This is a genomic window from Desulfosalsimonas sp., assembly GCF_055149105.1.
In genome coordinates this window covers 41,844-63,381 of sequence record NZ_JBSRLA010000013.1, presented here as the reverse complement: position 1 = coordinate 63,381, position 21,538 = coordinate 41,844, and the positions used below count along the sequence as shown (strand labels likewise).

At 49.9% G+C, this 21,538-nt stretch carries 26 protein-coding genes; 21 read left to right on the top strand and 5 right to left on the bottom strand.

Annotated features, from left to right (window positions below):
• Positions 1-29 precede the first annotated feature (29 nt).
• The 5 genes from ACTCIA_RS05030 (at position 30) to ACTCIA_RS05010 (ending at position 5,232) form a co-directional block, all read left to right on the top strand.
• On the top strand, positions 30-302 hold the full coding sequence (locus tag ACTCIA_RS05030; protein ID WP_463000705.1) for an RNA recognition motif domain-containing protein: 273 nt from the start codon (positions 30-32) through the stop codon (positions 300-302).
• Positions 303-315: 13 nt separating this feature from the next.
• Positions 316-819, top strand: a complete 504-nt coding sequence (locus tag ACTCIA_RS05025) for a hypothetical protein (protein WP_463000704.1) — start codon at positions 316-318, stop codon at positions 817-819.
• 115 nt (positions 820-934) lie between these two features.
• Positions 935-1,498: a transcription termination/antitermination NusG family protein gene (locus ACTCIA_RS05020; protein WP_463000703.1), complete on the top strand. Its 564-nt coding sequence runs from the start codon at positions 935-937 to the stop codon at positions 1,496-1,498.
• Positions 1,499-1,706: 208 nt separating this feature from the next.
• The gene (locus ACTCIA_RS05015; protein WP_463000702.1) at positions 1,707-3,644 is read left to right on the top strand and encodes a polysaccharide biosynthesis protein; all 1,938 of its coding nucleotides are present in this window, start codon (positions 1,707-1,709) and stop codon (positions 3,642-3,644) included.
• Between the two features lie 37 nt (positions 3,645-3,681).
• Positions 3,682-5,232: a GumC domain-containing protein gene (locus ACTCIA_RS05010; RefSeq protein ID WP_463000701.1), complete on the top strand. Its 1,551-nt coding sequence runs from the start codon at positions 3,682-3,684 to the stop codon at positions 5,230-5,232.
• Between the two features lie 240 nt (positions 5,233-5,472).
• Here ACTCIA_RS05010 and ACTCIA_RS05005 read toward each other — a convergent pair whose 3' ends face one another.
• The 4 genes from ACTCIA_RS05005 to vapB form a co-directional block, all read right to left on the bottom strand.
• Positions 5,473-5,877 (bottom strand): PIN domain-containing protein, encoded by a 405-nt coding sequence (locus tag ACTCIA_RS05005; protein ID WP_463000700.1) that lies wholly within the window; start codon positions 5,875-5,877, stop codon positions 5,473-5,475.
• Positions 5,874-6,134 (bottom strand): FitA-like ribbon-helix-helix domain-containing protein, encoded by a 261-nt coding sequence (locus ACTCIA_RS05000; protein ID WP_463000699.1) that lies wholly within the window; start codon positions 6,132-6,134, stop codon positions 5,874-5,876. The genes ACTCIA_RS05005 and ACTCIA_RS05000 overlap by 4 nt, the downstream gene beginning before the upstream one ends.
• A 189-nt stretch (positions 6,135-6,323) precedes the next feature.
• Positions 6,324-6,710 carry a type II toxin-antitoxin system tRNA(fMet)-specific endonuclease VapC gene (vapC, locus tag ACTCIA_RS04995; RefSeq protein ID WP_463000714.1) on the bottom strand — a complete coding sequence of 129 codons (387 nt, stop codon included), beginning with the start codon at positions 6,708-6,710 and terminating at the stop codon, positions 6,324-6,326.
• Between the two features lie 11 nt (positions 6,711-6,721).
• Positions 6,722-6,958: a type II toxin-antitoxin system VapB family antitoxin gene (gene vapB, locus ACTCIA_RS04990; RefSeq protein ID WP_463000698.1), complete on the bottom strand. Its 237-nt coding sequence runs from the start codon at positions 6,956-6,958 to the stop codon at positions 6,722-6,724.
• 271 nt (positions 6,959-7,229) lie between these two features.
• Here vapB and ACTCIA_RS04985 point away from each other — a divergent pair, with 271 nt between their 5' ends.
• Together ACTCIA_RS04985 and ACTCIA_RS04980 are read left to right on the top strand one after the other, a co-directional pair.
• Positions 7,230-7,568, top strand: coding sequence for a type II toxin-antitoxin system RelE/ParE family toxin (locus ACTCIA_RS04985; RefSeq protein ID WP_463000697.1), 339 nt, complete (start codon positions 7,230-7,232; stop codon positions 7,566-7,568).
• Positions 7,561-7,842 carry a helix-turn-helix domain-containing protein gene (locus ACTCIA_RS04980; RefSeq protein WP_463000696.1) on the top strand — a complete coding sequence of 94 codons (282 nt, stop codon included), beginning with the start codon at positions 7,561-7,563 and terminating at the stop codon, positions 7,840-7,842. Before ACTCIA_RS04985 ends, ACTCIA_RS04980 begins: the two co-directional genes overlap by 8 nt.
• On the opposite strand, the gene ACTCIA_RS04975 is transcribed toward ACTCIA_RS04980, so the two are convergent.
• Positions 7,833-8,261, bottom strand: a complete 429-nt coding sequence (locus ACTCIA_RS04975; protein WP_463000695.1) for a transposase — start codon at positions 8,259-8,261, stop codon at positions 7,833-7,835. The two genes, ACTCIA_RS04980 and ACTCIA_RS04975, sit on opposite strands and share 10 nt — an antisense overlap.
• Before the next feature lie 227 nt (positions 8,262-8,488).
• Between ACTCIA_RS04975 and ACTCIA_RS04970 the strand changes: the two genes are divergently transcribed.
• The 14 genes from ACTCIA_RS04970 (at position 8,489) to fliD (ending at position 21,535) form a co-directional block, all read left to right on the top strand.
• Entirely contained in the window at positions 8,489-8,707 is a 219-nt protein-coding gene (locus ACTCIA_RS04970) for a hypothetical protein (protein ID WP_463000694.1), read from the top strand.
• Entirely contained in the window at positions 8,704-9,144 is a 441-nt protein-coding gene (locus ACTCIA_RS04965) for a type II toxin-antitoxin system VapC family toxin (RefSeq protein ID WP_463000693.1), read from the top strand. Before ACTCIA_RS04970 ends, ACTCIA_RS04965 begins: the two co-directional genes overlap by 4 nt.
• Positions 9,145-9,657: 513 nt before the next feature.
• Positions 9,658-10,659, top strand: coding sequence for a UDP-N-acetylglucosamine 4,6-dehydratase (inverting) (gene pseB / locus ACTCIA_RS04960; protein ID WP_463000692.1), 1,002 nt, complete (start codon positions 9,658-9,660; stop codon positions 10,657-10,659).
• Complete coding sequence (pseC, locus tag ACTCIA_RS04955) at positions 10,656-11,816, top strand: UDP-4-amino-4,6-dideoxy-N-acetyl-beta-L-altrosamine transaminase (protein ID WP_463000691.1); 1,161 nt, start codon at positions 10,656-10,658, stop codon at positions 11,814-11,816. Before pseB ends, pseC begins: the two co-directional genes overlap by 4 nt.
• Positions 11,813-12,499, top strand: coding sequence for a pseudaminic acid cytidylyltransferase (pseF, locus tag ACTCIA_RS04950; protein ID WP_463000690.1), 687 nt, complete (start codon positions 11,813-11,815; stop codon positions 12,497-12,499). The genes pseC and pseF overlap by 4 nt, the downstream gene beginning before the upstream one ends.
• Positions 12,500-12,523: 24 nt before the next feature.
• Positions 12,524-13,153, top strand: a complete 630-nt coding sequence (locus tag ACTCIA_RS04945; protein WP_463000689.1) for a pseudaminic acid biosynthesis-associated methylase — start codon at positions 12,524-12,526, stop codon at positions 13,151-13,153.
• A 2-nt stretch (positions 13,154-13,155) separates the two neighbouring features.
• Complete coding sequence (pseG, locus tag ACTCIA_RS04940) at positions 13,156-14,778, top strand: UDP-2,4-diacetamido-2,4,6-trideoxy-beta-L-altropyranose hydrolase (RefSeq protein WP_463000688.1); 1,623 nt, start codon at positions 13,156-13,158, stop codon at positions 14,776-14,778.
• A 196-nt stretch (positions 14,779-14,974) separates the two neighbouring features.
• Positions 14,975-15,169: a hypothetical protein gene (locus tag ACTCIA_RS04935; protein WP_463000687.1), complete on the top strand. Its 195-nt coding sequence runs from the start codon at positions 14,975-14,977 to the stop codon at positions 15,167-15,169.
• 41 nt (positions 15,170-15,210) lie between these two features.
• Positions 15,211-15,909 (top strand): PIG-L deacetylase family protein, encoded by a 699-nt coding sequence (locus tag ACTCIA_RS04930; RefSeq protein ID WP_463000686.1) that lies wholly within the window; start codon positions 15,211-15,213, stop codon positions 15,907-15,909.
• An 82-nt stretch (positions 15,910-15,991) separates the two neighbouring features.
• On the top strand, positions 15,992-16,711 hold the full coding sequence (locus ACTCIA_RS04925; protein ID WP_463000685.1) for a formyl transferase: 720 nt from the start codon (positions 15,992-15,994) through the stop codon (positions 16,709-16,711).
• A 96-nt stretch (positions 16,712-16,807) separates the two neighbouring features.
• Entirely contained in the window at positions 16,808-17,851 is a 1,044-nt protein-coding gene (gene pseI, locus ACTCIA_RS04920) for a pseudaminic acid synthase (protein WP_463000684.1), read from the top strand.
• Between the two features lie 298 nt (positions 17,852-18,149).
• Positions 18,150-19,553 (top strand): flagellin N-terminal helical domain-containing protein, encoded by a 1,404-nt coding sequence (locus ACTCIA_RS04915; protein ID WP_463000683.1) that lies wholly within the window; start codon positions 18,150-18,152, stop codon positions 19,551-19,553.
• A gap of 71 nt (positions 19,554-19,624) precedes the next feature.
• Complete coding sequence (locus ACTCIA_RS04910) at positions 19,625-20,014, top strand: flagellar protein FlaG (RefSeq protein ID WP_463000682.1); 390 nt, start codon at positions 19,625-19,627, stop codon at positions 20,012-20,014.
• A gap of 129 nt (positions 20,015-20,143) precedes the next feature.
• Positions 20,144-21,535: a flagellar filament capping protein FliD gene (fliD, locus tag ACTCIA_RS04905; protein WP_463000681.1), complete on the top strand. Its 1,392-nt coding sequence runs from the start codon at positions 20,144-20,146 to the stop codon at positions 21,533-21,535.
• The last annotated feature ends 3 nt before the right edge of the window (positions 21,536-21,538 follow it).

Genomic DNA, 21,538 nt, shown 5'->3' with positions numbered 1-21,538 from the left:
ATGCCACCCAAGCAGAGGAGAATCCTTATATGAACATGTACATCGGCAACCTTGCCTATAATGTGACCGAAGAAGACTTAAAAGGCGCTTTTGCCGAATTCGGAACCATTGAAAGTGTCAATATTGTAAAAGACCGTTTTTCAGGCCAGTCCAAGGGCTTTGGATTTGTGGACATGCCGGACAATTCCGAGGCCGACCGTGCCATCAAGGCGCTAAACGGCATCCAGATCAAGGGCCGTTCCATTAAAATCAGCCAGTCCAATCAAAAAACCCGCGGCCGTAAAAAACAGCGCCGCAGATAGTGAGCATCCGCCCATGCCGGTTCCGGCCTTTGCCCCTGCATCCCTGTTTATGCGTCAGAATCTGCCGCGCCTGCTGGCCCGTTACCAAATCCGGTGCGCGGCAGAGGGCGACTGCATGGCATATTTCATTATCAGCCGGGCCAGCGGCAGGGAACTTTCCCAAAACCTGATGATTTCCCTGAACCGCTTTTCCCGGCGAATTGAAATCATCCGGTTTTACCCGCAGTTTTACACCCGGCCGGACACCAAATTTTTTTCCGCTGCCAGCCTTTATCTGATGATTCATCATTTTGCGCAGTTTTTCAGGATTGCCGCACCATATCAGATTTTTGTCCGGACCCGGCCGCAAGTCTACGCCCAATTTTACCGATCCCTCCTGGATTTCAATTTCCATCCTGTCTTTGAGATGCCCGGCACCATTGATCTGGCTGCCGATTACGTCAGATCCGATGTTGACACCTCCATGGTGGCGTCAGTGCCTTCTGCAGAACAGCACGCTGCATTCATGGTCGTCTGAACCCGCGGACGCCGGATCAGAATATTTTTTTGCGCTCGGTTACCCGAGTCTTGACGCATTGTGGAATCATGGTATGTAATCATGCCATTTATCTGGATTAAGAAAGGTTTGCAGTATGACCCTGTCACCGGAGAAAAACCCGACCCCGATTTTTCCGGAGGATTTGCTTGAAAATGCGGACGCGTCACCGGCAGGTTCCATCAGCTGGCGCATCGCCCACGTGAAAAGCCGCAGGGAAAAAGCCCTGGCCGGCTACCTGGCCGATCGCGGCATCGGCTATTTTCTGCCCATGGTCCGGCGGCAGCAGTCTTCGGCCAAACGGGTCCGCTACAGCCTGTTGCCTTTGTTTCCGGGTTATTTGTTTTTCAGGGCAGATGATTCCGGCCGGTACACGGCTTTGCGCTCCAATCAGATTGCCCGTGTCATTGATGTTTCAGATCCGGTTACCCTGGTGCAGGAACTGCGCGATATCCACCAGGCCCTTTGCTCGGGGCTTCCGGTTTTTCCGGCGGATTTTCTGCATCCGGGAAGGCGTGTGCGTGTCACCAGGGGCCCGTTAAAGGATGTTGAAGGCGTGGTGGTTCGCACCGACAAACATTTTCGCCTGGTGCTTTCGGTGACCAGCATCATGCAGTCTGTATCGGTTGAGCTGGATTCAGACATGGTTGAGCCGGTTTAGCACGGATAGGTGGCAAATCCTGATTATTTGCTTTAATTTCATTTGATGGCAGCATTAAAGATCGGCTTTTTTCGTCCGAAAGGCAAAAATCAGGGTTTGAGGCCAGCTTGGCGGTCTTGCTTTAACCCTTTGGCTGTGGTATTTATCGCCCTTGATATAACGGGCTTTGGACCCGCTTCAAAACAAATCTGCCAAATGGATCGCACAATTGAAAATTCGATTTTCCAAAAACTTTTTTATCATTCTCTGCCTTGATATTTTATTGCTGATGGCCGCCCATTATGGCGCCTACCTTGTTCGTTTTGACTTTAGTGTTTCAAGCCGGGAATTTGCGCCCTTTTTTACTCTTCTGCCCTACGTGCTGATCATAAAGGTTGCCGCGTTTTATTATTTTGATCTTTACAGCGGCATGTGGCGATATACCAGCTTAAATGATCTTTTCAACGTGATACAGGCGGCAACAACTGCATCTGTTGTGCTGGTTCTGTTTGTGCTGGCCAGATACCGCTTTGAAGGTTTTTCCAGGTCGATTTTTTTGATTGATTACTGCTTTACTTTGATTGCCATTGCCGGGGTTCGCGTGGCCGCCAGGGTGCTTTTTGAGCAGTCAGCGCGAAGGTCCGGGACAAAGGCGCTGTTTCAAAATCTGGTCAGGGTCTTGAGAGAGAAAAAGAGTGCGCCGCACAGAATCCTGATCATTGGCGCGGGCGACTGCGGGGAAAAAATCCTGCGCGAAATCAAGGACAATGCCTCGATTCGATACGAGGTCATGGGCTTTCTCGATGATGACCCGGGAAAAAAGGGCAGAAAGATTCACGGGGTGCCGGTTTTGGACAAGATTTCCCGGCTTCCCAGGGTTGTTGAACGACTGGGGGTTTCTGATGTGGTCATTGCCATCCCCTCGGCGGATGCGGCAAAAATCCGTTCCATTGTGGAGCTGTGCAAGTACTGCAGTATCAAGTTCAAAACAGTGCCGGGCATGGGCGAACTCATTGACGGCCGGGTCACGGTCAATGCCATTCGGGACGTGGAGTTCCGGGATTTGCTCGGCAGAAAGCCCGTGGAACTGGATCAGGAACAAATCGGGGCTTTTTTAAAGGGAAAGACCGTTTTTGTCTCCGGAGCCGGGGGTTCCATCGGCAGGGGGCTGTGCCGGCAGATCTGCCGGTTTGCGCCGTCAAAGATCATTCTTTTTGAATGGGCGGAAAGCCCGCTATATGAAATCGACCTGGAATTGCGGCGCAATTATCCCAATGTCTCCGTGATTGCCCATCTTGGCGATGTCCAGCACATCAGGGAAATAGAAAACGTATTTGACCGGTTTTCCCCGGAGATTGTTTTTCACGCCGCCGCCTACAAGCATGTGCCCATGCTGGAGGCCCATCCGTGGAAGGCTGTGGAAAACAATATCATGGGCACTGAAAACATGGTGGATGTGGCAGACCGTTATGGATGCGAAAAATTTGTTTTCGTCTCCACTGACAAGGCCGTGAACCCGGCCAATATCATGGGGGCCAGCAAGCGGGTCTCTGAGATGATCGTGCAGCACAAAAGCATGGCCGGAAAGTCGGCTACCCGGTTTGTCACGGTGCGGTTTGGCAACGTGATCGGCAGCGCCGGCAGCGTGATCCCTTTGTTTAAAAAACAGATCAAAAACGGCGGCCCGGTCACTGTGACCCATCCGGAGGTGGTGCGATATTTCATGCTCATCCCCGAGGCCTGCCAGTTGATCCTCCAGGCCGGGGCCATGGGCAAAGGCGGTGAGATTTTTATCCTGGAAATGGGCGCACCGGTCAAAATTGCCGAAATGGCAAGGGATTTGATTCGCTTTTCCGGGTTTGAACCGGATGTGGACATCAAGGTCGAATATGTGGGCTTAAGGCCGGGCGAAAAGCTCTACGAAGAGCTCATGACCGATCATGAAAACGTGGTGGCAACCGATCATGCCAAGATCATGGTCTTAAACTGCGCCAGTGTGGACGCAGAGTCCTTAAACGGGTATCTGGCCATGCTCAAGCAGGCCGCAAAACAGAGAAACGATTCCAGTATCCGCCAATATTTGAAAACAATTCTGCCCGAGTACAGCTGCTCCGGCCAGGAGGCCATGTTTTCGGCTGAAGCCGGAAAAACACAGACAATGCAGTAGTAAACGGTAATTCACAAAAAAGATCCGAGGTTTTTAAATGGATGAAGAAAAACAGGCAGGAAGGCAACACCATCAGGACCATCACGGGCATGTGCCGCAGTATCCTGATTATGGGCCTGCGGAAGATGAAATTAGACTGATTGACTTATGGCTCGTCCTTGTTCGCCGCAGATGGGTGATTTTCGGGGTTATCGTCCTTTGTATACTTGTCGGTGTTGGTGTTTGGGTCACAAAGTCGATGCAGGAACGCTATATTACCAGTATCGAAATAGGAAAGATTGTAACCGATTCTGGAGAAACGCAACGGCTGGAAAACCGTGAAGCAGTAGAGACCCGGCTAAGCAATTCCATCCTTCCACGCACTTGCAATGAAATCTCTGAAAAATTTGAATTAAATGTTTCTCAATTGCCCAAAATTAAGATTTCCGTTCCGGACGGAGAAGGGACCGGAGATTTCGTATTTCTGGAAACAACCGCAAATCCAGATCAAAAGGAAGTTGTGGATAGTTTACATCAGAGTATCATAAAAAGGCTTTCAGAAGTCCATGAGCAAACATTTGATTTTTATCAGAAGAGGTTTTCCATCAACCTTGCAGAGATGCGGTTGGATTTGCAGGAGTTAAAGGATGAAAACCGTTTTCAGCTTGAAAAAATCAGCAAAAAAAACGAACTAGCAGAACTTCAGGCCGAGCTGGTAGAAAAAAAAGAGGCTTTTCTGCTCAGGCAGCAGGAACTCAAGGACGATTTGGCAGATCAGAGGGATGCCCTGGAAGCCACGAAGGATAATTTCAAACTTAAAAAACAGGATCTTGAGCATAGGATACGGAGAAACACCGATAGGGTGTCCTGGCTTGAAAATCAAAGGGAAAGGATTAAAGGAAGGCTGGATAGGCTTTCTGTTGAGGCCCGGCTGCTTGAACAACAAATAAACGACCTGCGCAGTTGGCAGGATAAGGCAATGGATAATCAAAAGAGTTTGTTTGAAGGGGCAAAAAATGACCCCACTCTGGCCCTGGCTGCCTTGCTCCTTGGGAATCATTCTGAAAAAGCCAGAAAACAATTGGTGGATATTCAGCATCAGCTTTCCCTGGGCATTCCCGAAAAACGCTCCAGCATGGAAGCAGAACTTGAAGAAAATCATTTAGAGATCCTTGAGGGAGAAGAAACCATAGAGCAATTAAAGGCCGATCTGGTTACCCTGAAAAATGAGCATGCAAGAGAAGTCAGGGAGAAGGAACGGGAAATTGAAAGGCTTCAGGGTCAGATCGAAAAACAGATATCCGATCATGAGCGGGCAACAGAGGACCTCAATCGTTTAATCGAAAAATTGGAAGTGGAGTTAAAGCAGCTGTCTGCTGAATATCAAAGGCCCATTGAGCGCAAGGAAAGGGAAATCGAGCTTTTTCAGATCAATGAAGATCGTATGAATAAAACAAAGGCTGCCAATGTAGCCATGCCAGCTGAAACCATAGGCCGGGGCGGCATGACAATCGGCGCTTTATCTTTGGTGCTGGGCCTCATGCTCGGAATTTTCGCGGCGTTTTTTGCCGAGTTTCTTGCGCAGGCAAAACAAGCGCTAAAAAAGTGAAAAAAGCGGGCAAACCCGTCAAACCGTTGGGTATTCCGGGGACACACTACCGAATTTTTTGATTTCGGACCCGGCTTTTGCCAATCCTGATTCATCGACCGGCACGGCGATGAGATGGACACGATAGGGCGTCAGGCAATAGCCCCATATTTGTACATCATGCTCATGGCACCACTGTGACATCAGCCTGATACACTGCCGGTAATCCGCATTTCTGAAAAAGGTTTCCGGAATTGAAAATTATGTCCCCGAAATAGCCTTGATTTGTATTAAGCCATGGATAAAGTTGAAATGTTTATCTTCTGAAAAAAGTTTGTATCCGTGTTGCAAGGCGGAGGCCGCAATCCAGATGTCATTTGTGGGAATAGGGGTGCCTGCGGCTTTGAGTTGATTGAGTATAACGGCATAAAAATCGGCGGTTTCTACCTCAATCCCGTGAACAGCCACTCTCGGGGAATCAAGAAAAACCTCGAGTTCTTCCCGGTTTTTTTCTTCCCTGCTGCCGGCTTTAAAGCCTGAGAAAGACTCACCGACGCTTATTGTTGATATGCCGATCTGATCAATTTTTCGCAATAAATCAACAACCCTGGGTTCCCCTTTCATGGCCGTGGAGTATATGTTCGTGTCAATCATGACTTTTTTCATGACCAAAGTTCCGGATCGATTTGTCTTTCATGATTGATTTTATTGCTGATTTTTTGGAATTCGGCTTCGCTCCATGTCCCAAGCAAATCATCAAGGTCATGATATCGACGGGAATATCGTTTTTCTTTTTCAAAACCGAGTTCTTTTTTAATTATATCAAGGATCAACCGGTTTGTGCTTTTTCCCTGTGAGCTTGCTGTTTGTTTTAATTTTTCAGCCACTTCGGGCTCTATGCCCCGTATGGTAATCGCTTTCATTCAGCCCCCTTGTTGTGATTCTATTTTTGATATTATTCTGATATCAAATTATGATATTTAATAAGGGCTGTCAAGCTATTCCGGGGACATAATACCTAATGCTTTGGTATCGGTCCTGGCTGTTGCGGCCTGACTTTTCGGCCTGTCATCTTTTTGTCCCCGGAGTTGGGGCGGTGACCCTTATTTTTTTTACACCCAGTTTTCAAGCAGTAGTCCAGGCACTCTCTGGAATTCTTTGTGGCTATTGGTCACCAGTACTAACCCCAGGACCCGGGCATGTCCTGCAATCATCATGTCATATGTACCTATGGGAGAGCCCGCCTTATATAAGGCCGCCCTTACCTGTCCAAAATGATATGCGGCTTTGCTTTCAAAAGGCAGCACTTCAAGCCTGGCGATCAGCGATTCAATATCGGCCAGGTTTTTTTCAACCGCTTGTGAGTGTTCAGCCCCGAATACCAATTCACCCAGAGTTACAGCAGAGACGGCCATTCGGCCGTCGTGCTGCTGAAATTGTTTTTTTACCTGCCGGGGCCGATTTTTCATTGTGTATATTATAACATTTGTGTCCAGCATATATTTCAGCATTACATGGATTCCCTGGTCTGGTCTTTGGGCTGGTGGCGATCTGACATAAAATCATTGGAAACCCCTTCAGATTCAAACCAATCATCCCAGGACTGTCCCGCCGGAATGATGATGCGCTTATTGCCGATTTTTGTGATCTCAACATCTTTTACTGATTCCGGCATGGCAACCTCTTTGGGAAGGCGAACAGCCTGGCTCCTGTTGCTTTTGAAAATCCTGGTTCTGACATTGGTCATGGTATCCCCCTTTTCGATTTTGTTTAGAATGGTTTTATTATAAAAACAATAAGGGATATGTCAAGGGGATATGTGTTTTGAAAGAAGTTTGCTGAAAAGGCTGCATTGTTGTGTCCCGTCAAATTGCGGGATTCCGGGTAGAGTAGAGGGCAGGCTGGCCTGCCTTCTACTCTACCCGGAATTGTACGGAATTGTAATCGAGGTTTGACCCCCTCTGGTCACAAAATGGGGTCCACTCCTGAATCTGTTATTTCTTGACGATATAGCAAAAATGCTATATATTCGTTTTATGGATAATTGGGTGATTGAGTTTTTAGATGAGACAGTAGAGTCGGAATTTGAAAGATTACCTGCTGAAGTCAGGGCAAAAACAGTTCATATTTCAAATTTGATCAAGGAATTCGGGCTTCCCAATATTGGGTTGCCGTACATAAGGCATGTCCAGGATAAAATCTGGGAAATAAGAGCGTTACAGGGAAGGAGTCTTTACATTACAGCGACGGGCAAAAAGATCATAATTCTCAGGTGTTTCATCAAAAAATCAAATAAGCTGCCGCGCAAAGAATTAAAAATTGCTCTGAAAAGAGCCCGGGAGATAGAAAATGGGTAAGAGTATAGAAGAAAAGCATAAGGAAATGCTTGTGGGAGATCCCGAGTATGCTAAAGTTTTCGCTGACATGGAGGAAGAATTTCAATTGGTCAATGAATTGATAAGGGCCAGAATCAGGTCCGGCATGACCCAGAAACAATTGGCTGAAAAAATGGGGACAACGCAATCATCCGTGGCGCGACTTGAATCCGGCGGTTCTCTACCGAGCCTGCGAAGCCTGAAAAGATACGCTTATGCAACAGGAAGTAAAATAAAAATCTCTCTCTATTCCTGAAACCGAGGATTGCGCGAGATTGCGGGGGACACAATACCTAATTTTTTGGTTTCGGTCCTGGCTTTTGCGGCCTGACTTTTCGGCCTGTCATCTTTTCCACGGAATCCAGAAAGTCCTCGTTTCCCAGTGGACGGCCGGTTTTGCCGTGCATTTTGATGCTGTCTTTGTCTGCTTCCGGCAGTCCTGATTCCAGGAGCCGATCCCAGTTTGGAACGATCCGGCACGGCGATGAGATGGATATGGTTGGGCATCAGGCAATAACTCCATATTTGTACGCCATGCTCATGGCACCACTGTGACATCAGCCTGATATACTGCCGGTAATCCCCACTGCTGAAAAAGGTCTTCTGGCCTCGGTTGCCACGCTGGGTCACATGATGGGGGCAGCCGGGTACAACGATTCTGGGTAAACGTGCCATATTTGAATCATGCCTGAGGCTGTATCGAATTTCAAGAAAATTGCATATTGTGTCCCCGGAATTGGATAAGGCAATAATCAAGGATTGACTCCCTCTGGTCACAAAATGGGGTCCACTCCTGATTGCAAAAAAGGCAATCTCCTGTTAAATTGATTTAAAATGAAGATGCTTTTCATTTATTGAAAAAATGGACAGATGAAAGCGGTTCAAGAGAGGAGGGGGTCTATATGAAAATCAAAGAACAGACTATCAAAGCCCTGGATGATTTGTCTGAAGCAGACATCATGCTTGTCAACGAATGGATTGATCAGTTGCGGCTTTCCCGTCATTCCCCTATCCCCCGGGAAAGCTACAAAATTACTTATGAACAGCTCCATGCCGCCATGCAGAAATGTAAAACAAGTCTCAGCAATGAAATTCACAGACAGCGCGAGGATCGGCTGTGAATCTTTTTCTCGATACTTCAGTGCTGGTGAAACTGTTTCAGGCGGAAAACGGTACAAAAGCGGTTATGGACTGGGTAAGTAACGCCCGGAAAATAACACTTCTTGATCTTGCCAGACTCGAGTTTCAAAGTGCATTGCAAAGGCTGCTGCGGAATCAGGAATTAAGCAGGGAGCACTATAACCTGCTTCAGCAGGGCTTTCGGGAAAGGTGGGATTCTTTTAACATTCAGCCGCTTAACCGCAAAGTCATTGATGAAGCTGAACAATTGCTTGAAAATTACGGCAGTCGATATGGCCTGAGATCACTTGATGCGATGCATGCGGCAGCATTTATATTGATTGCGGAAAGAGACTGGTATTTTGCAGCCTCGGATAAAAATCTTTGCGCCGTGGTGTCTGATCTCGGATTTCAAGTCCTCAATCCTCTTGAAAAATAGAATTTTTGATTAAAAACGCCGACTGGTTGTGACGATCCTGCCCCGTTATTGCCCATCCCCCTATCTTTTGAATTCTGTATTATGTCCCCGGAATTTGGACAGTATTCGATCAACTCCGAATATTCGATTGTTATACCCCCAAACATTATCTGGCGAAAATCAGTTCATTTGCCGTTTGAATGATATATTCTCTGCGCATGTTCTTTATACTTTTTTTGATTTGCGGCAGTTTTATTTACAATATCAGTCAACATGTCGAAAATTCAAGTAGAATTTTACGGGTCAAAAAGGGGGGCTTGATAATTGTCTTCAGACGAAGGGGTTTCGATTATTGTCTTTGGGGTTAGCCCAAAGACAATAATCAAGGTTTATCCCCCGGACCCTTCCCGCTTTTTTACCCTAAACCTTTTTGTTGATTTGGCCGAATAGCATTCCAGTATTAGGCTGAGGCAGCCGGTTTTTTTGCAGATACCGGCGTAAGGGTTTTGATGAAATTTCAACAATGGTAAAAAAATGCTAAATGGCAAATCCATACTGATTACCGGCGGAACAGGGTCGTTTGGGAAAAAATATATAAAAACCATTCTGGAGGGGTATAATCCCCGCCGCATTGTGGTTTATTCCAGAGACGAGCTCAAGCAGTTTGAGATGCAGCAGGATTTTAATCAGTCCTGCATGCGCTATTTCATCGGCGATGTCCGGGACCGGGACCGGCTGACCATGGCCATGCGGGGCATTGATTATGTCATTCACGCTGCGGCTCTCAAGCAGGTGCCGGCTGCGGAATACAACCCCACCGAGTGCATCCGGACCAATATCCAGGGGGCGGAAAACGTCATCCACGCTGCTTTGGCAAATGAGGTGGAAAAAGTCATTGCCCTGTCCACGGACAAGGCCGCCAATCCGGCAAATCTCTATGGGGCCACCAAGTTGTGCTCAGACAAGCTCTTTGTGGCCGGCAACAATCTGGCCGGAGACAGAAAAACCCGGTTTGCGGTTGTTCGTTACGGCAATGTTGTGGGTTCCCGGGGTTCGGTGGTGCCGTTTTTTCAAAAGCTTTTGCAGGATGGAACCGATCATTTTCCCATCACCCACGAAGACATGACCCGGTTCTGGATCACCCTTCAGCAAGGGGTGGAGTTTGTTCTCACCAATTTTGAGCGCATGCAGGGCGGGGAAATATTTATTCCCCGGATTCCCTCTGTGCGGATTGTGGATCTGGCCGCAGCCATGGAACCCGGTCTGCCCCACAAAATAGTGGGCATCCGGCCGGGGGAAAAACTCCATGAAATCATGTGCCCTGCAGACGATTCCCATCTGACCCTGGAGTTTGATGATCATTACGTGATTTGTCCTTCCATTAAGTTTTTCGGCATGTCCAACGGGTATAACAAAAACAGGCTCGGAGAAAAGGGCATGCCGGTAAAACAGGGTTTTGAATACAATTCCGGAAACAATCCACGGTTTTTAAACGTGGATGAAATCAAACAGTATAACCATCTGGGACTGCAATGATCCCATACGGAAAACAGGATATCACCCAGGCAGACATTGATGCCGTTGTGGCGGTATTAAAATCTGATTGCCTCACCCAGGGTCCGGTGATGACGAGGTTTGAACAGGCCGTGGCCGCCAGGACGGGGGCAGATTACGGGGTTGCGGCAAACAGCGCCACATCCGCCCTGCATCTGGCCTGCCGAGCCCTTGGGGTGGGCAATGGCAGCCGGGTATGGACATCGGCCATCACTTTTGTGGCATCTGCCAACTGCGCCCGCTACTGCGGGGCGGACGTGGATTTTGTAGACATTGATCCAAACACCTATAACATGAGCCCAGGGGCTCTGGAAATTAAACTGGCCGAAGCTGAAAGCACCGGAAAATTGCCCCATGTATTGATTCCCGTGCACATGTGCGGCCAGTCCTGCGACATGGCCGCCATCCACGCCCTTTCCCGGAAATACGGATTTTCCATTATCGAAGATGCCTCCCATGCCATCGGCGGGGCCTACCAGGGCCGGCCCGTGGGCTCTTGTTTCTACAGCGACATCACTGTTTTCAGTTTTCACCCGGTCAAGATCATCACAACGGGCGAAGGGGGCATGGCCATGACCAACGACCCGGCCCTTGCCCGGAAAATGGAACTGCTCCGAAGCCACGGCATTACCCGCGACCCGGCCGAAATGACCCATGACCCCGACGGACCCTGGTATTACCAGCAGATTGATCTTGGCTATAATTACCGGATGACAGATATTCAGGCAGCACTCGGCATCAGCCAGCTGGAGCGCCTTGACGCGTTTGTGTCCAAAAGAAGGGACCTGGCCCGCCGATATGACCAATTGCTGGATGATCTTGCTGTGATAACGCCTAAAGTAATACAGGATGCATCCTCATCCTGGCATCTCTATATTATTCGATTTCAACTAGAAGCCATTGACCGGAGCCGGAAAGAGATATTTGACTTTTTGCGCCAAAAGGCAATCGGGGTAAATGTGCACTACATTCCTGTCCCTGCTCAGCCTTATTACAATTCCATGGGATTTGGAATTGACCGGTATCCTGAATCTGAAAAATATTATCAGGAAGCCGTTTCCCTTCCCCTTTTTCCGGCAATGCGCAATGCAGACCAGGATAAAGTGATTTGCAGCATAAAGGAGGCCATTTGCCAATGAAAACAGTCGCCGTGATTCCGGCCCGGGGCGGCAGCAAACGAATCCCGGGAAAAAATATCAAAAATTTCTGCGGCCGGCCCATCATTGCTTATTCCATTCAGGCGGCACAAGACTCCGGGCTTTTTGACCGGATCATTGTTTCCACCGATGATGAAAAAATCGCTGAAGTGTCCAAACAGTATGGCGCTGAAATTCCGTTTATGCGCCCCAAGGAACTCGCAGATGATTATACCGGGACCAACGCTGTTGTGAAACACGCCCTTGAATGGTTCAGGGATCAGGGTGTTTCCGTGCAATACGCCTGCTGCATTTATGCCACAGCCCCGTTTATTCAGGTGGCGTATTTAAAGCAGGGGTTTGATAAACTGGTATCCAGCAACAAGGATTTTGCTTTCAGCGTGACCACTTTCGAATTTCCCATCCAAAGAGCTGTAAAAATAAATCATAAGGGCGAGGTTGAACCTTTTTACCCGGAGTATATTTCCAGCCGCTCCCAGGACCTGGAAGAGGCCTATCACGATGCGGGGCAGTTTTACTGGGGCAGGGCGGAAGCCTTCATAAATAAAGAGCAGGTGTCTTTGGCCTGTGCTTTACCGGTTATCCTGCCGCGATATATGGTGCAGGACATTGATACTTTAGAGGATTGGGAAAGGTCGGAATTAATGTTTCATACATGGCAATAAAGATAAAAATGCATGGAGACCGAGATGACTTTTAAAACCGAGCAAGAAGCATTCTGGCACGGGGAGTTCGGTTCAGCCTATATTGATCGAAATAAAAATGTGCAAAACATTGCGTCGAATATACACCTTTTTTCCAGAATTTTAACTGCTACTAGCGATATTAACTCTATCATTGAATTCGGATCCAATGTAGGGCTCAACCTGATTGCCTTGCAACAATTAAAGCCCTCTGCAGATCTGTGCGGTATAGAAATTAATCCTCAGGCTGTCAGAGAGCTACAGCAATTGAGAGGGATCAATGTGATCGAGGGCTCCATGCTTGAGATTGAAATAAATGATACCTGGGATTTGAGTTTCACAAAAGGGGTATTGATTCACCTCAATCCGGATTATTTGTCCATAGCCTATCAGCAGCTCTATGCTGCATCACGGAAATACATCCTTATCGCTGAATATTATAACCCGACCCCATTGTCATTAAACTATCGGGGACATAGTGACCGGCTTTTTAAAAGGGATTTTGCCGGTGAATTAATGGATCGCTATACCGACTTGGAATTAGTGGATTATGGGTTCGTGTACCATCGAGATCCCAATTTCAAACAAGATGATGTTACTTGGTTTTTGCTTGAAAAAATAAAAGTTGACAAATAGTTATGAAAATTTTCTTCCGTACTGATGCATCAAATAAAATCGGTAGCGGCCATGTTATGCGTTGTCTGGCTCTGGCTGAGGAACTTCACAAGCAAGGGTGTAGGGTCCATTTTATCTGCCGGGCGCATCCCGGGCACCTGGGCGGCATGATTACTGAAAAGGGCTTTTCTCTGTCCCTTCTCCCATCACCAGAGCAGCAAAAAAATGCCGAAATGGGAAATGATGACTATGCGGCCTGGCTTGGCGTTTCTCAGGATGAGGACGCCGAACAGACAATCGATGCCTTGGGTTCAAAACATTGGGACTGGCTCATAGTGGACCATTACAGTTTGGATGTGCATTGGGAAAAGAAGATCCGATCCCATGTTACCCGAATCATGGCTATTGATGATCTGGCCAATCGGAAGCACGACTGCGATCTGCTCTTGGATCAGAACTATTTTTTGAAAGAAGTGTTTAACCATAAAAGTACTAAGGGCACAGAAAAAGAAGCGCAAGAACAGCATGCAGGCCCTGGATGTTCACAATATATTGGTCTCGTCCCTGAAGACTGCCGTCTGCTTTTAGGGCCCAGATATGCTTTGCTCCGGCCTGAATACGCCCAATACCGGCGGACAATGAATCAACGAACCGGTGAGATCAAACAGGTACTGGTATTCATGGGCGGTTCTGATAATGCCGATATTACAGGCACGGCCCTGGAAGCCTTGTCCGTGCCGGAATTGGCCCATGTGCAGGTGGACGTGGTTGTGGGCGCTAACAATCCGCATAAGGATAAGATAGCCCAACAGGCCGAGGAGCGGTCCAGCACCTATCCCTACGGCCCGCGCCCCCATCTTGCCGATCTCATGAGCCGGGCTGGCTTGGCAATAGGCGGCGGTGGTGTGACCACCTGGGAAAGGATGTGCCTCGGTCTGCCCAGTATAGTGATCTGCGTTGCAGAGAATCAGAGGCCAGCTTGCGAGGCTCTTTACCAGGCAGGCCTTATTCATTACCTGGGGTTCTGGAAAGATGTAACGGCGGCTACTCTGGCCGAAAATATTATTGATATTTGTGAGAATCAGGAGATTTTGCGCTTCCAGGCCAAGGCCTGCCAGGCCATGGTTGATGGCTTGGGCGCCAAAAGGGTGGCAGAAGTTTTGCTCCCAAGCTCAAAGAGTGATCTATATCTCCGACCGGCTCTGGAAGATGACGCATTGATCTATTATGACTGGGTAAACGATCCAGTGGTTCGGGAAAACGCCTTTGATTCGGAACCCATCTCCCTGAATACCCATTTGGACTGGTTCGAAAAAAGACTGGCTGATGCGGACACCTATATGTTTGTTCTAATGGCCAGGGATTTGCCTGTGGGGCAGGTCAGGTTTGAACTGCAGGGAGATGAAGCAATTATTGACTACTCCCTGGACGGGATTGTCCGGGGACGGGGCTGGGGGGCTGAGCTGGTCCGATTGGGAGCACGCACGCTGTACAACATCCGCCCGGCTGACATCCAGGGCCAGGTGAAACCTGAGAATCAGGTTTCTTCAGCCGTGTTCATGTACCTGGGATTCGAGGAACAGCCTTTGCAGAGGGGGGTGCGCACCTTTCGATTGCCATCCTCTCGGATAGGGACAGCTGGATAAATGATTGGCTGCCGGGTCTTCTTCAATCCTGGCTGAATAAAGGCCATAAAGTGCTTTGGGCTCACGACAAAGAGACCCTGCAACCGGCGGATTTCTGCTTTTATCTGAGCTGCGGAAAGATCGTACCATCCGTGGTGCTGGATATGTTCATGCATAATCTGGCAGTCCATGAAAGTGATCTGCCCCTGGGGAAAGGTTGTCCCCGCTCACTTGGCAGATCCTGGAAAGCTTTTATCTTAGACGAAGGCCGGAAGACAGCCGGCTTGATCCGGACAAAACCATCCGGGAGCAATTCAATCTACTGCGGGTGGTGGATAATGAAAAGTATCCGGCCTTTTTTGATCTGCATGGCCAGAGATTTTTGCTCAAGGTTGAAAAGGCAAGCAATTAACTCTGCAACCTTTTAATATTATGTGGAAAATAAAAAGATTTATGAAACAAACAATACTTGTCATAGCCGCCCATCCCGACGATGAAATCCTGGGGTGCGGAGGAACAATAGCCAGGCACGTGGCCGAAGGCGACGAGGTCCATGTAGTCATCCTGGCCGAAGGCGCTACCAGCCGGGATGCGACCCGCAATTCTAAGGCCAGGGAACAGGAACTCAGCGATCTGGCCCAAGCCGCACACAAGGCAAAAGATATTCTGGGTGTATCCTCCCTGCACCTGCACCGGTTCCCGGACAACCGCATGGACGGGGTTGAGCTGCTTGATGTGATTAAGGTAATAGAGGGACACATCTGGCACCTTCGCCCCGCTATCGTCTATACTCATCACGCTGGAGATCTGAACATAGACCATCAGATCACTCACAGGGCAGTGGTTACGGCCTGTCGCCCTCAAACGGGACAAAAAGTGAATACTTTGCTGTTTTTTGAAGTCCCTTCCAGCACGGAATGGCAGATATCCGGCAGCGGGGCGACTTTCACGCCCAACTGGTTCGTGGATATATCCGAGGCCCTGCAGCAAAAAGAAGAAGCCCTGGCAGCCTATGCCGGTGAAATGAGGCCCTGGCCCCATGCAAGATCCATTGAGGCTGTAGAGCACTTGGCCCGCTGGCGCGGTGCAACTGTTGGGGCGGAGGCTGCTGAAGGGTTTGTTTTAGGCAGGCAGATTTGGTGCAAAGGTTAAAGGGACAAGGCAGAAGGTACCTTATGACCAAGTTTGCGTTCCTTTTTCTGATTTTTCGAATGTTCCGAGGGGATAAATTATTATGAAATATGTTCTTGCCACCTCAAGACCCTGGAATGAAATTCTGGCCAGGCGGCTGGAAGAGCAAACAGGCCATTGTTTCCATCTGATTACCCGGAAAGATGAATTGTCCCTGGAAGATTTGCGGAAGATTCAACCACGCTATGTTTTCTTTCCCCACTGGTCTTACATCGTGCCAGAGGAAGTTTTTAATGCTTACGAATGCGTTATATTCCATATGACGGACCTGCCCTATGGCCGGGGCGGCAGTCCTCTGCAGAATCTTATTCAACGCGGGCATAAAGAAACCAGGATTTCAGCTTTGCGCTGCACAAAGGAAATGGATGCAGGTCCGATTTATCTCAAGCGCCCGCTTTGTCTGGAAGGTGCTGCCTCTGAAATATTCCTGCGGGCAGCAGGTATTATCGAGGAGATGATAGAAGAAATTGTCCGTAAAGAGCCCACCCCTCTTACCCAGAAAGGCGGGCCTGTATTGTTTCAGCGTCGCACACCAGAGGAGAGCGATCTGGCCCGAGCCTCTGTACGGGATTTAAACGACTTTTTTGATTTCATCCGCATGCTGGATGCAGAGGGTTATCCCAGGGCTTTTCTGAATGTGCATGATCATAGAATAGAGTTCTCCAGGGTGCAGAGGGAGCCGGACAAGTTGGTGGGGACTTTTGTGATTTATAAGCAGCACAATATTTCTGATAAAAAAGGTGGGAATAAAGATCCTTTTTGATAGATGCTATTTAAAGCTTGGTCACCAGGCTCAGGCTCTGAATGATATAGAAACCTTTTTCCGCGTTTTCAGTAAACAAATACGGGATGTTATACAATGCATATTAAAAACAGGATTATATCAAGAAACTCTGAACCCTTCACCATCGCTGAAATGTCCGCCAATCACAATCAGTCGCTTGGCCGGGCGCTGGAGATTGTGGAGGCTGCGGCAAAATCAGGGGTCCATGGGGTAAAGCTCCAGACCTATACCCCGGATACCATGACCCTGGATCTGGGTGAAGGCGAGTTTTTCATATCCGATGAAAAAAGCCTGTGGAAGGGGCGATCCTTGTATGATCTCTACAGACAGGCCCATACCCCCTGGGAGTGGCACAAGCCCATATTTGAGCGGGCCAGTCAATTGGGGCTGATCGTGTTTAGCACGCCGTTTGATGAAACTTCTGTGGATTTTCTGGAAGATCTGGATGTGCCCTGCTACAAGATCGCCTCTTTTGAAAATATTGATATCCCTTTGATCCGCAGGGTGGCACAGACCGGCAAGCCCATGATCCTATCCACCGGTATGGCCACCATTGCCGAACTCGATGAAGCCGTGTGCACAGCCAGAAAACACGGCTGCAATGAAATTGTCCTTCTCAAATGCACCAGCACCTATCCCGCCGCACCGGAAAACACCAATCTGTTAACCATCCCGCACATGCGCGAATTGTTCGGCTGTGAAGTGGGGCTGTCGGATCATACTCCCGGCATAGGTGCGGCTGTTGCCTCAGTGGCCCTGGGCGCCACAGTCATTGAAAAGCATTTCACCCTGGACAGGGCAGACGGCGGTGTTGACGCGCCCTTTTCACTGGAACCCGAAGAAATGCGGGCATTGGTTGAAGAATCAAAACGGGCCTGGCAGGCCCTGGGCAGGATCACCTATGGACCGTCCGGTGCGGAAGAAAAAACTCTGATGCGGCGATCCCTGTATATCGCCGAAGACATGAAAGCCGGGGATATCTTAACGCCGGTGAGTTTGCGCCGTATCCGTCCGGGATACGGCCTTGCGCCGAAATATTATGATGTGTTGCTGGGCCGGCGGGTCAACCGGGACCTCAAAAAGGGAACTCCAGTGAACTGGGGATTGATTCAGTCATAGACCCGGGCACCAGAAAAAATTAAAGATTTTTGGCCAAAGCGTCGAAGAGAGGAATAAAGGCGGAAAGTAAAACGCTTTTGGCATTTAAACAACAGTGACATTAAACATTTTTTTCACAGCGAAATTTTTTGAAAGGAGGTGAAACGGCAGGATAGCAAGGGCATGGCAAGGGAAACGCAATTGTTTCCCAAACATGCAATGGAGGGCAGAGACCTTCCGCACTACCCGGAGCTTTTTGGCTCCCTAACTGAATAAGGGCATGGACGCCCGAATTTAAACTTTTCAAGGAGGAAAAATCATGGCTATTGTTATTAACACCAATGTTGCGTCTTTGAACGCACAGAGAAACCTTTCCCAGTCCCAGAGCACGATGAACACCGCAATGCAGCGGCTGTCCTCGGGTCTTCGCATCAACTCCGCAAAAGACGATGCAGCCGGTCTGGCCATTTCCGACCGGATGACATCCCAGATCCGCGGCCTGAACCAGGCCGCCAGAAACGCCAATGACGGCATCTCCCTTGCACAGACCGCTGAGGGTGCGCTCCAGGAAAGCACCAATATTCTCCAGCGCATGCGCGAGCTGGCGGTTCAGTCTGCCAACGACACCAACAGCGAATCCGACCGGGCATCTTTGAACGATGAGCTGAATCAGATCAAAAGCGAGCTGGACCGGATCGCCCAGACCACGGAATTTAACGGCACCAGCCTGCTTGACGGCTCCATGGACGGCGATGATGCGGCCACCTTCCAGGTAGGTTCCAACGCAGGTGCTGACCAGACCATTTCCTTTGGTATCGCCAGCGCCCGTGCGGAAGATTTGAGCGTTGAGGGCGTTGCGGCCGGCACCGAGGTGACCGGTGAAACCATCGCCAGCGGCGGGGTGGCCGCCGGCGACGTGACGGTCAACGGCGAGGACATTGGCGCGGTCAGCGGCGACGCCAAGGCCATTGCCGATGCCATCAATGGGGTTGTGAGTGGAGTGGCCTCTGCCCAGAACGAACAAACCATTGCATTTGGTGAGGTTTCACTTGCTTCTGGTGAGTCCTATACGCTTAGCGGCGCAGATGGCACGATAGTCGAAGTGACTAACGGAGGAGGTGGCACTGAGACAGTCTCTGCCCAGGATGTGGCATCCGGCATCAACGACACCAGTGGTTATTCCGCATCGGTGGATGCTGACGGAAATATTGTGGTCACCAAAGAGGATGGCAGCAATCTATCATTGACCGAGTCTTTGAGCGGCACAGGTGATGGTCTGGCTAATGTTAGTGGCGGTGCTGCAACCGATTTTTACGGCCAGGTCTCCATCAACAACACCACCTCTGATCCCATTGAGCTGGGCGGTGACAGCCTTGCGGCCGCCGGTCTTGATGATGCGGCCAATATGACCACGGTCAGTGATGTCAGTGTCGCCACCCGCGAAGATGCGGTCAAGGGCATTGAAAGCATTGACCAGGCCATCAAGCAGATCGACAACATGCGCGGCAGCCTGGGTGCCATCCAGAACCGGTTCGAGTCCACCATTGCCAACCTTGGCAACGTGTCCGAGAACCTGTCGGCAGCCCGCTCCCGGATCCTGGACGCAGACATTGCCCAGGAGACATCAACAATGATGAAGAGCAACATCCTGCAGCAGGCCGGTACTTCGATTCTGGCCCAGGCCAACCAGTCAACACAGCTTGCGCTGTCACTGCTGCAATAAACCATTGCCCGATCCCCGGAAGGGGCCGGATTTTTCCGGCCCCTTCCGATTCCCTTTAAGGAGGATGGGTTATGAAGATTGAAACCATTGCAGCTGTTGATTTTGCGGCGCAGAGCATGAGACCGGTTCGGCCGGACAGTTCCGACGGGCACAAAAGCCGGATCCGGGAGGTCACCGGCGACAGCCGCCAGGACCAATCCGGCTCCGGGATCCTGAAAGAATCGGAGAACAAGGAAGACAAGGTCTCTCCCTCCGAGGTTCTGGACCGGATCAAGGAGCTCACGGGTGATGGTTTTTATTCCGTGCGGTTTGAAAAGAGCATGGAATATGATCAGATCGTGGTCAAGGTCGTGGACCGGGCCACCGAGGAGGTGATCCGGGAAGTGCCCCCGGAGGAACTGCTGAAGGTCAAGGCGCAGCTCACGGAGTTTTCCGGCAATATTTTCAACAGCGTGTCATAAATTCGCACAAACCGGCCGGCCCGGGCGGGAAGCCCTTCCCGGGCCGGCTTCGGATTGGCGGCTTCCGAGCGTTTTAGAGAAGTTTTCGGCAGGTGTAGGCCAACCGGCGGAAATCAACAGGGGGAGTATATGTCTGCAATCAATTTCAGCGGGCTGGCATCGGGGCTGGACACCGAGTCCATTATCAAAGGGTTGATGGAAGCTGAGAGTCAGCCCCTTGAGCGGCTCCAGCAGACCCGGGAATATGAACAAGCCAAGTTAAACGCCTTTAAAGCGTATGATGACAAGCTAAGTGCGCTTAATTCCGCCATCAGCGGGCTTTACCTGAGTTCCGGGATTCAGCAGAGCAAGGTTTCCTTGTCATCAGAGGACAATGTCACCGCAGAGGTGACCTCGGCTTCTGCCGGAACCTATGATGTTGCGGTGGAACAGACCGCCCGGGTGCAGAAAAGTGTCTCAGACAAAGCCTATGCCTCCCGCAGCGATGACGTGTTCGGTTCGGGAGAACTCGTCTTCACTGTGGGCGAGGGGGCCGAGGCTGTAGAGCATACGGTTGCTGTTGAAGACGGTAAGGGCGCTTTATCTGACATCATGAAAGCCATTAATGATACCAGCCAGGAACACGGAATTTCGGCCTCCATCATTGACAATGGAAACGAGGGCGGGGATCGCTATCACCTGATGCTTTCGGGCGCGGATTCTTCCACCACCTTTTCCATGACAAGCAGCCTGGCAGGCGGCACAGAGCAGTTGGCCATCCAGGACCCTCCTGTTCAGGAAGCCCGAAATGCCATCGCCTATATTGACGGCATCCAGATCACCAGTGACACCAACACCATAAAAAATGCCCTAAACGGGGTGACCCTGCACCTGGAATCGGCCAGCGCAACAGATGGTGCGGGAGAGCTTGTGCCCACCACCATGAAGATCGAGACTGACACGGCATCGGTGACCGAAAAGGTGGAAGGGTTTGTGGCCGCTTACAACGACATTGTCTCCTATGTAAACGGCATCAACCAGGGCGAGGAGGCCGAGGCGGGAGCCGGGATGCTCCGGGGCGATTCCCTGGTGAAAACCGTGACCCGAAGGCTGCAGGGGCTTGTCAGCACCCGGGTGGATGACAGCGGAAATTTTGACTCCCTGGCCCAGCTCGGCTTGTCAACAAACCGGGACGGCACGCTTTCTTTTGATTCATCCGGGCTGGAAAGCGCCATGAACGAGGATTTCAGCCAGGTGGTGGACGTTCTGGCCGGCGACAGCGGCGTGTTTAAGCAATACAGGAATTATTTAAACGATATGACCAGCAGCAGCGACGGCCTGTATGCCACCCGGGAGGACAGCACGGAATCGACTTTAAAGCGCATTGATTCGGATATCGAAAGGACCAGCGCCCGGCTGGAAAGGCGTGAGGAAATGCTCAGGCAGCGCTTTGCCGCAATGGAGGAAATGGTTGCCATGTTCAACTCCCAGAGCGAATACCTGACCCAGCAAATGGACAAAATGCCCGGATATGGAGGTTAATCA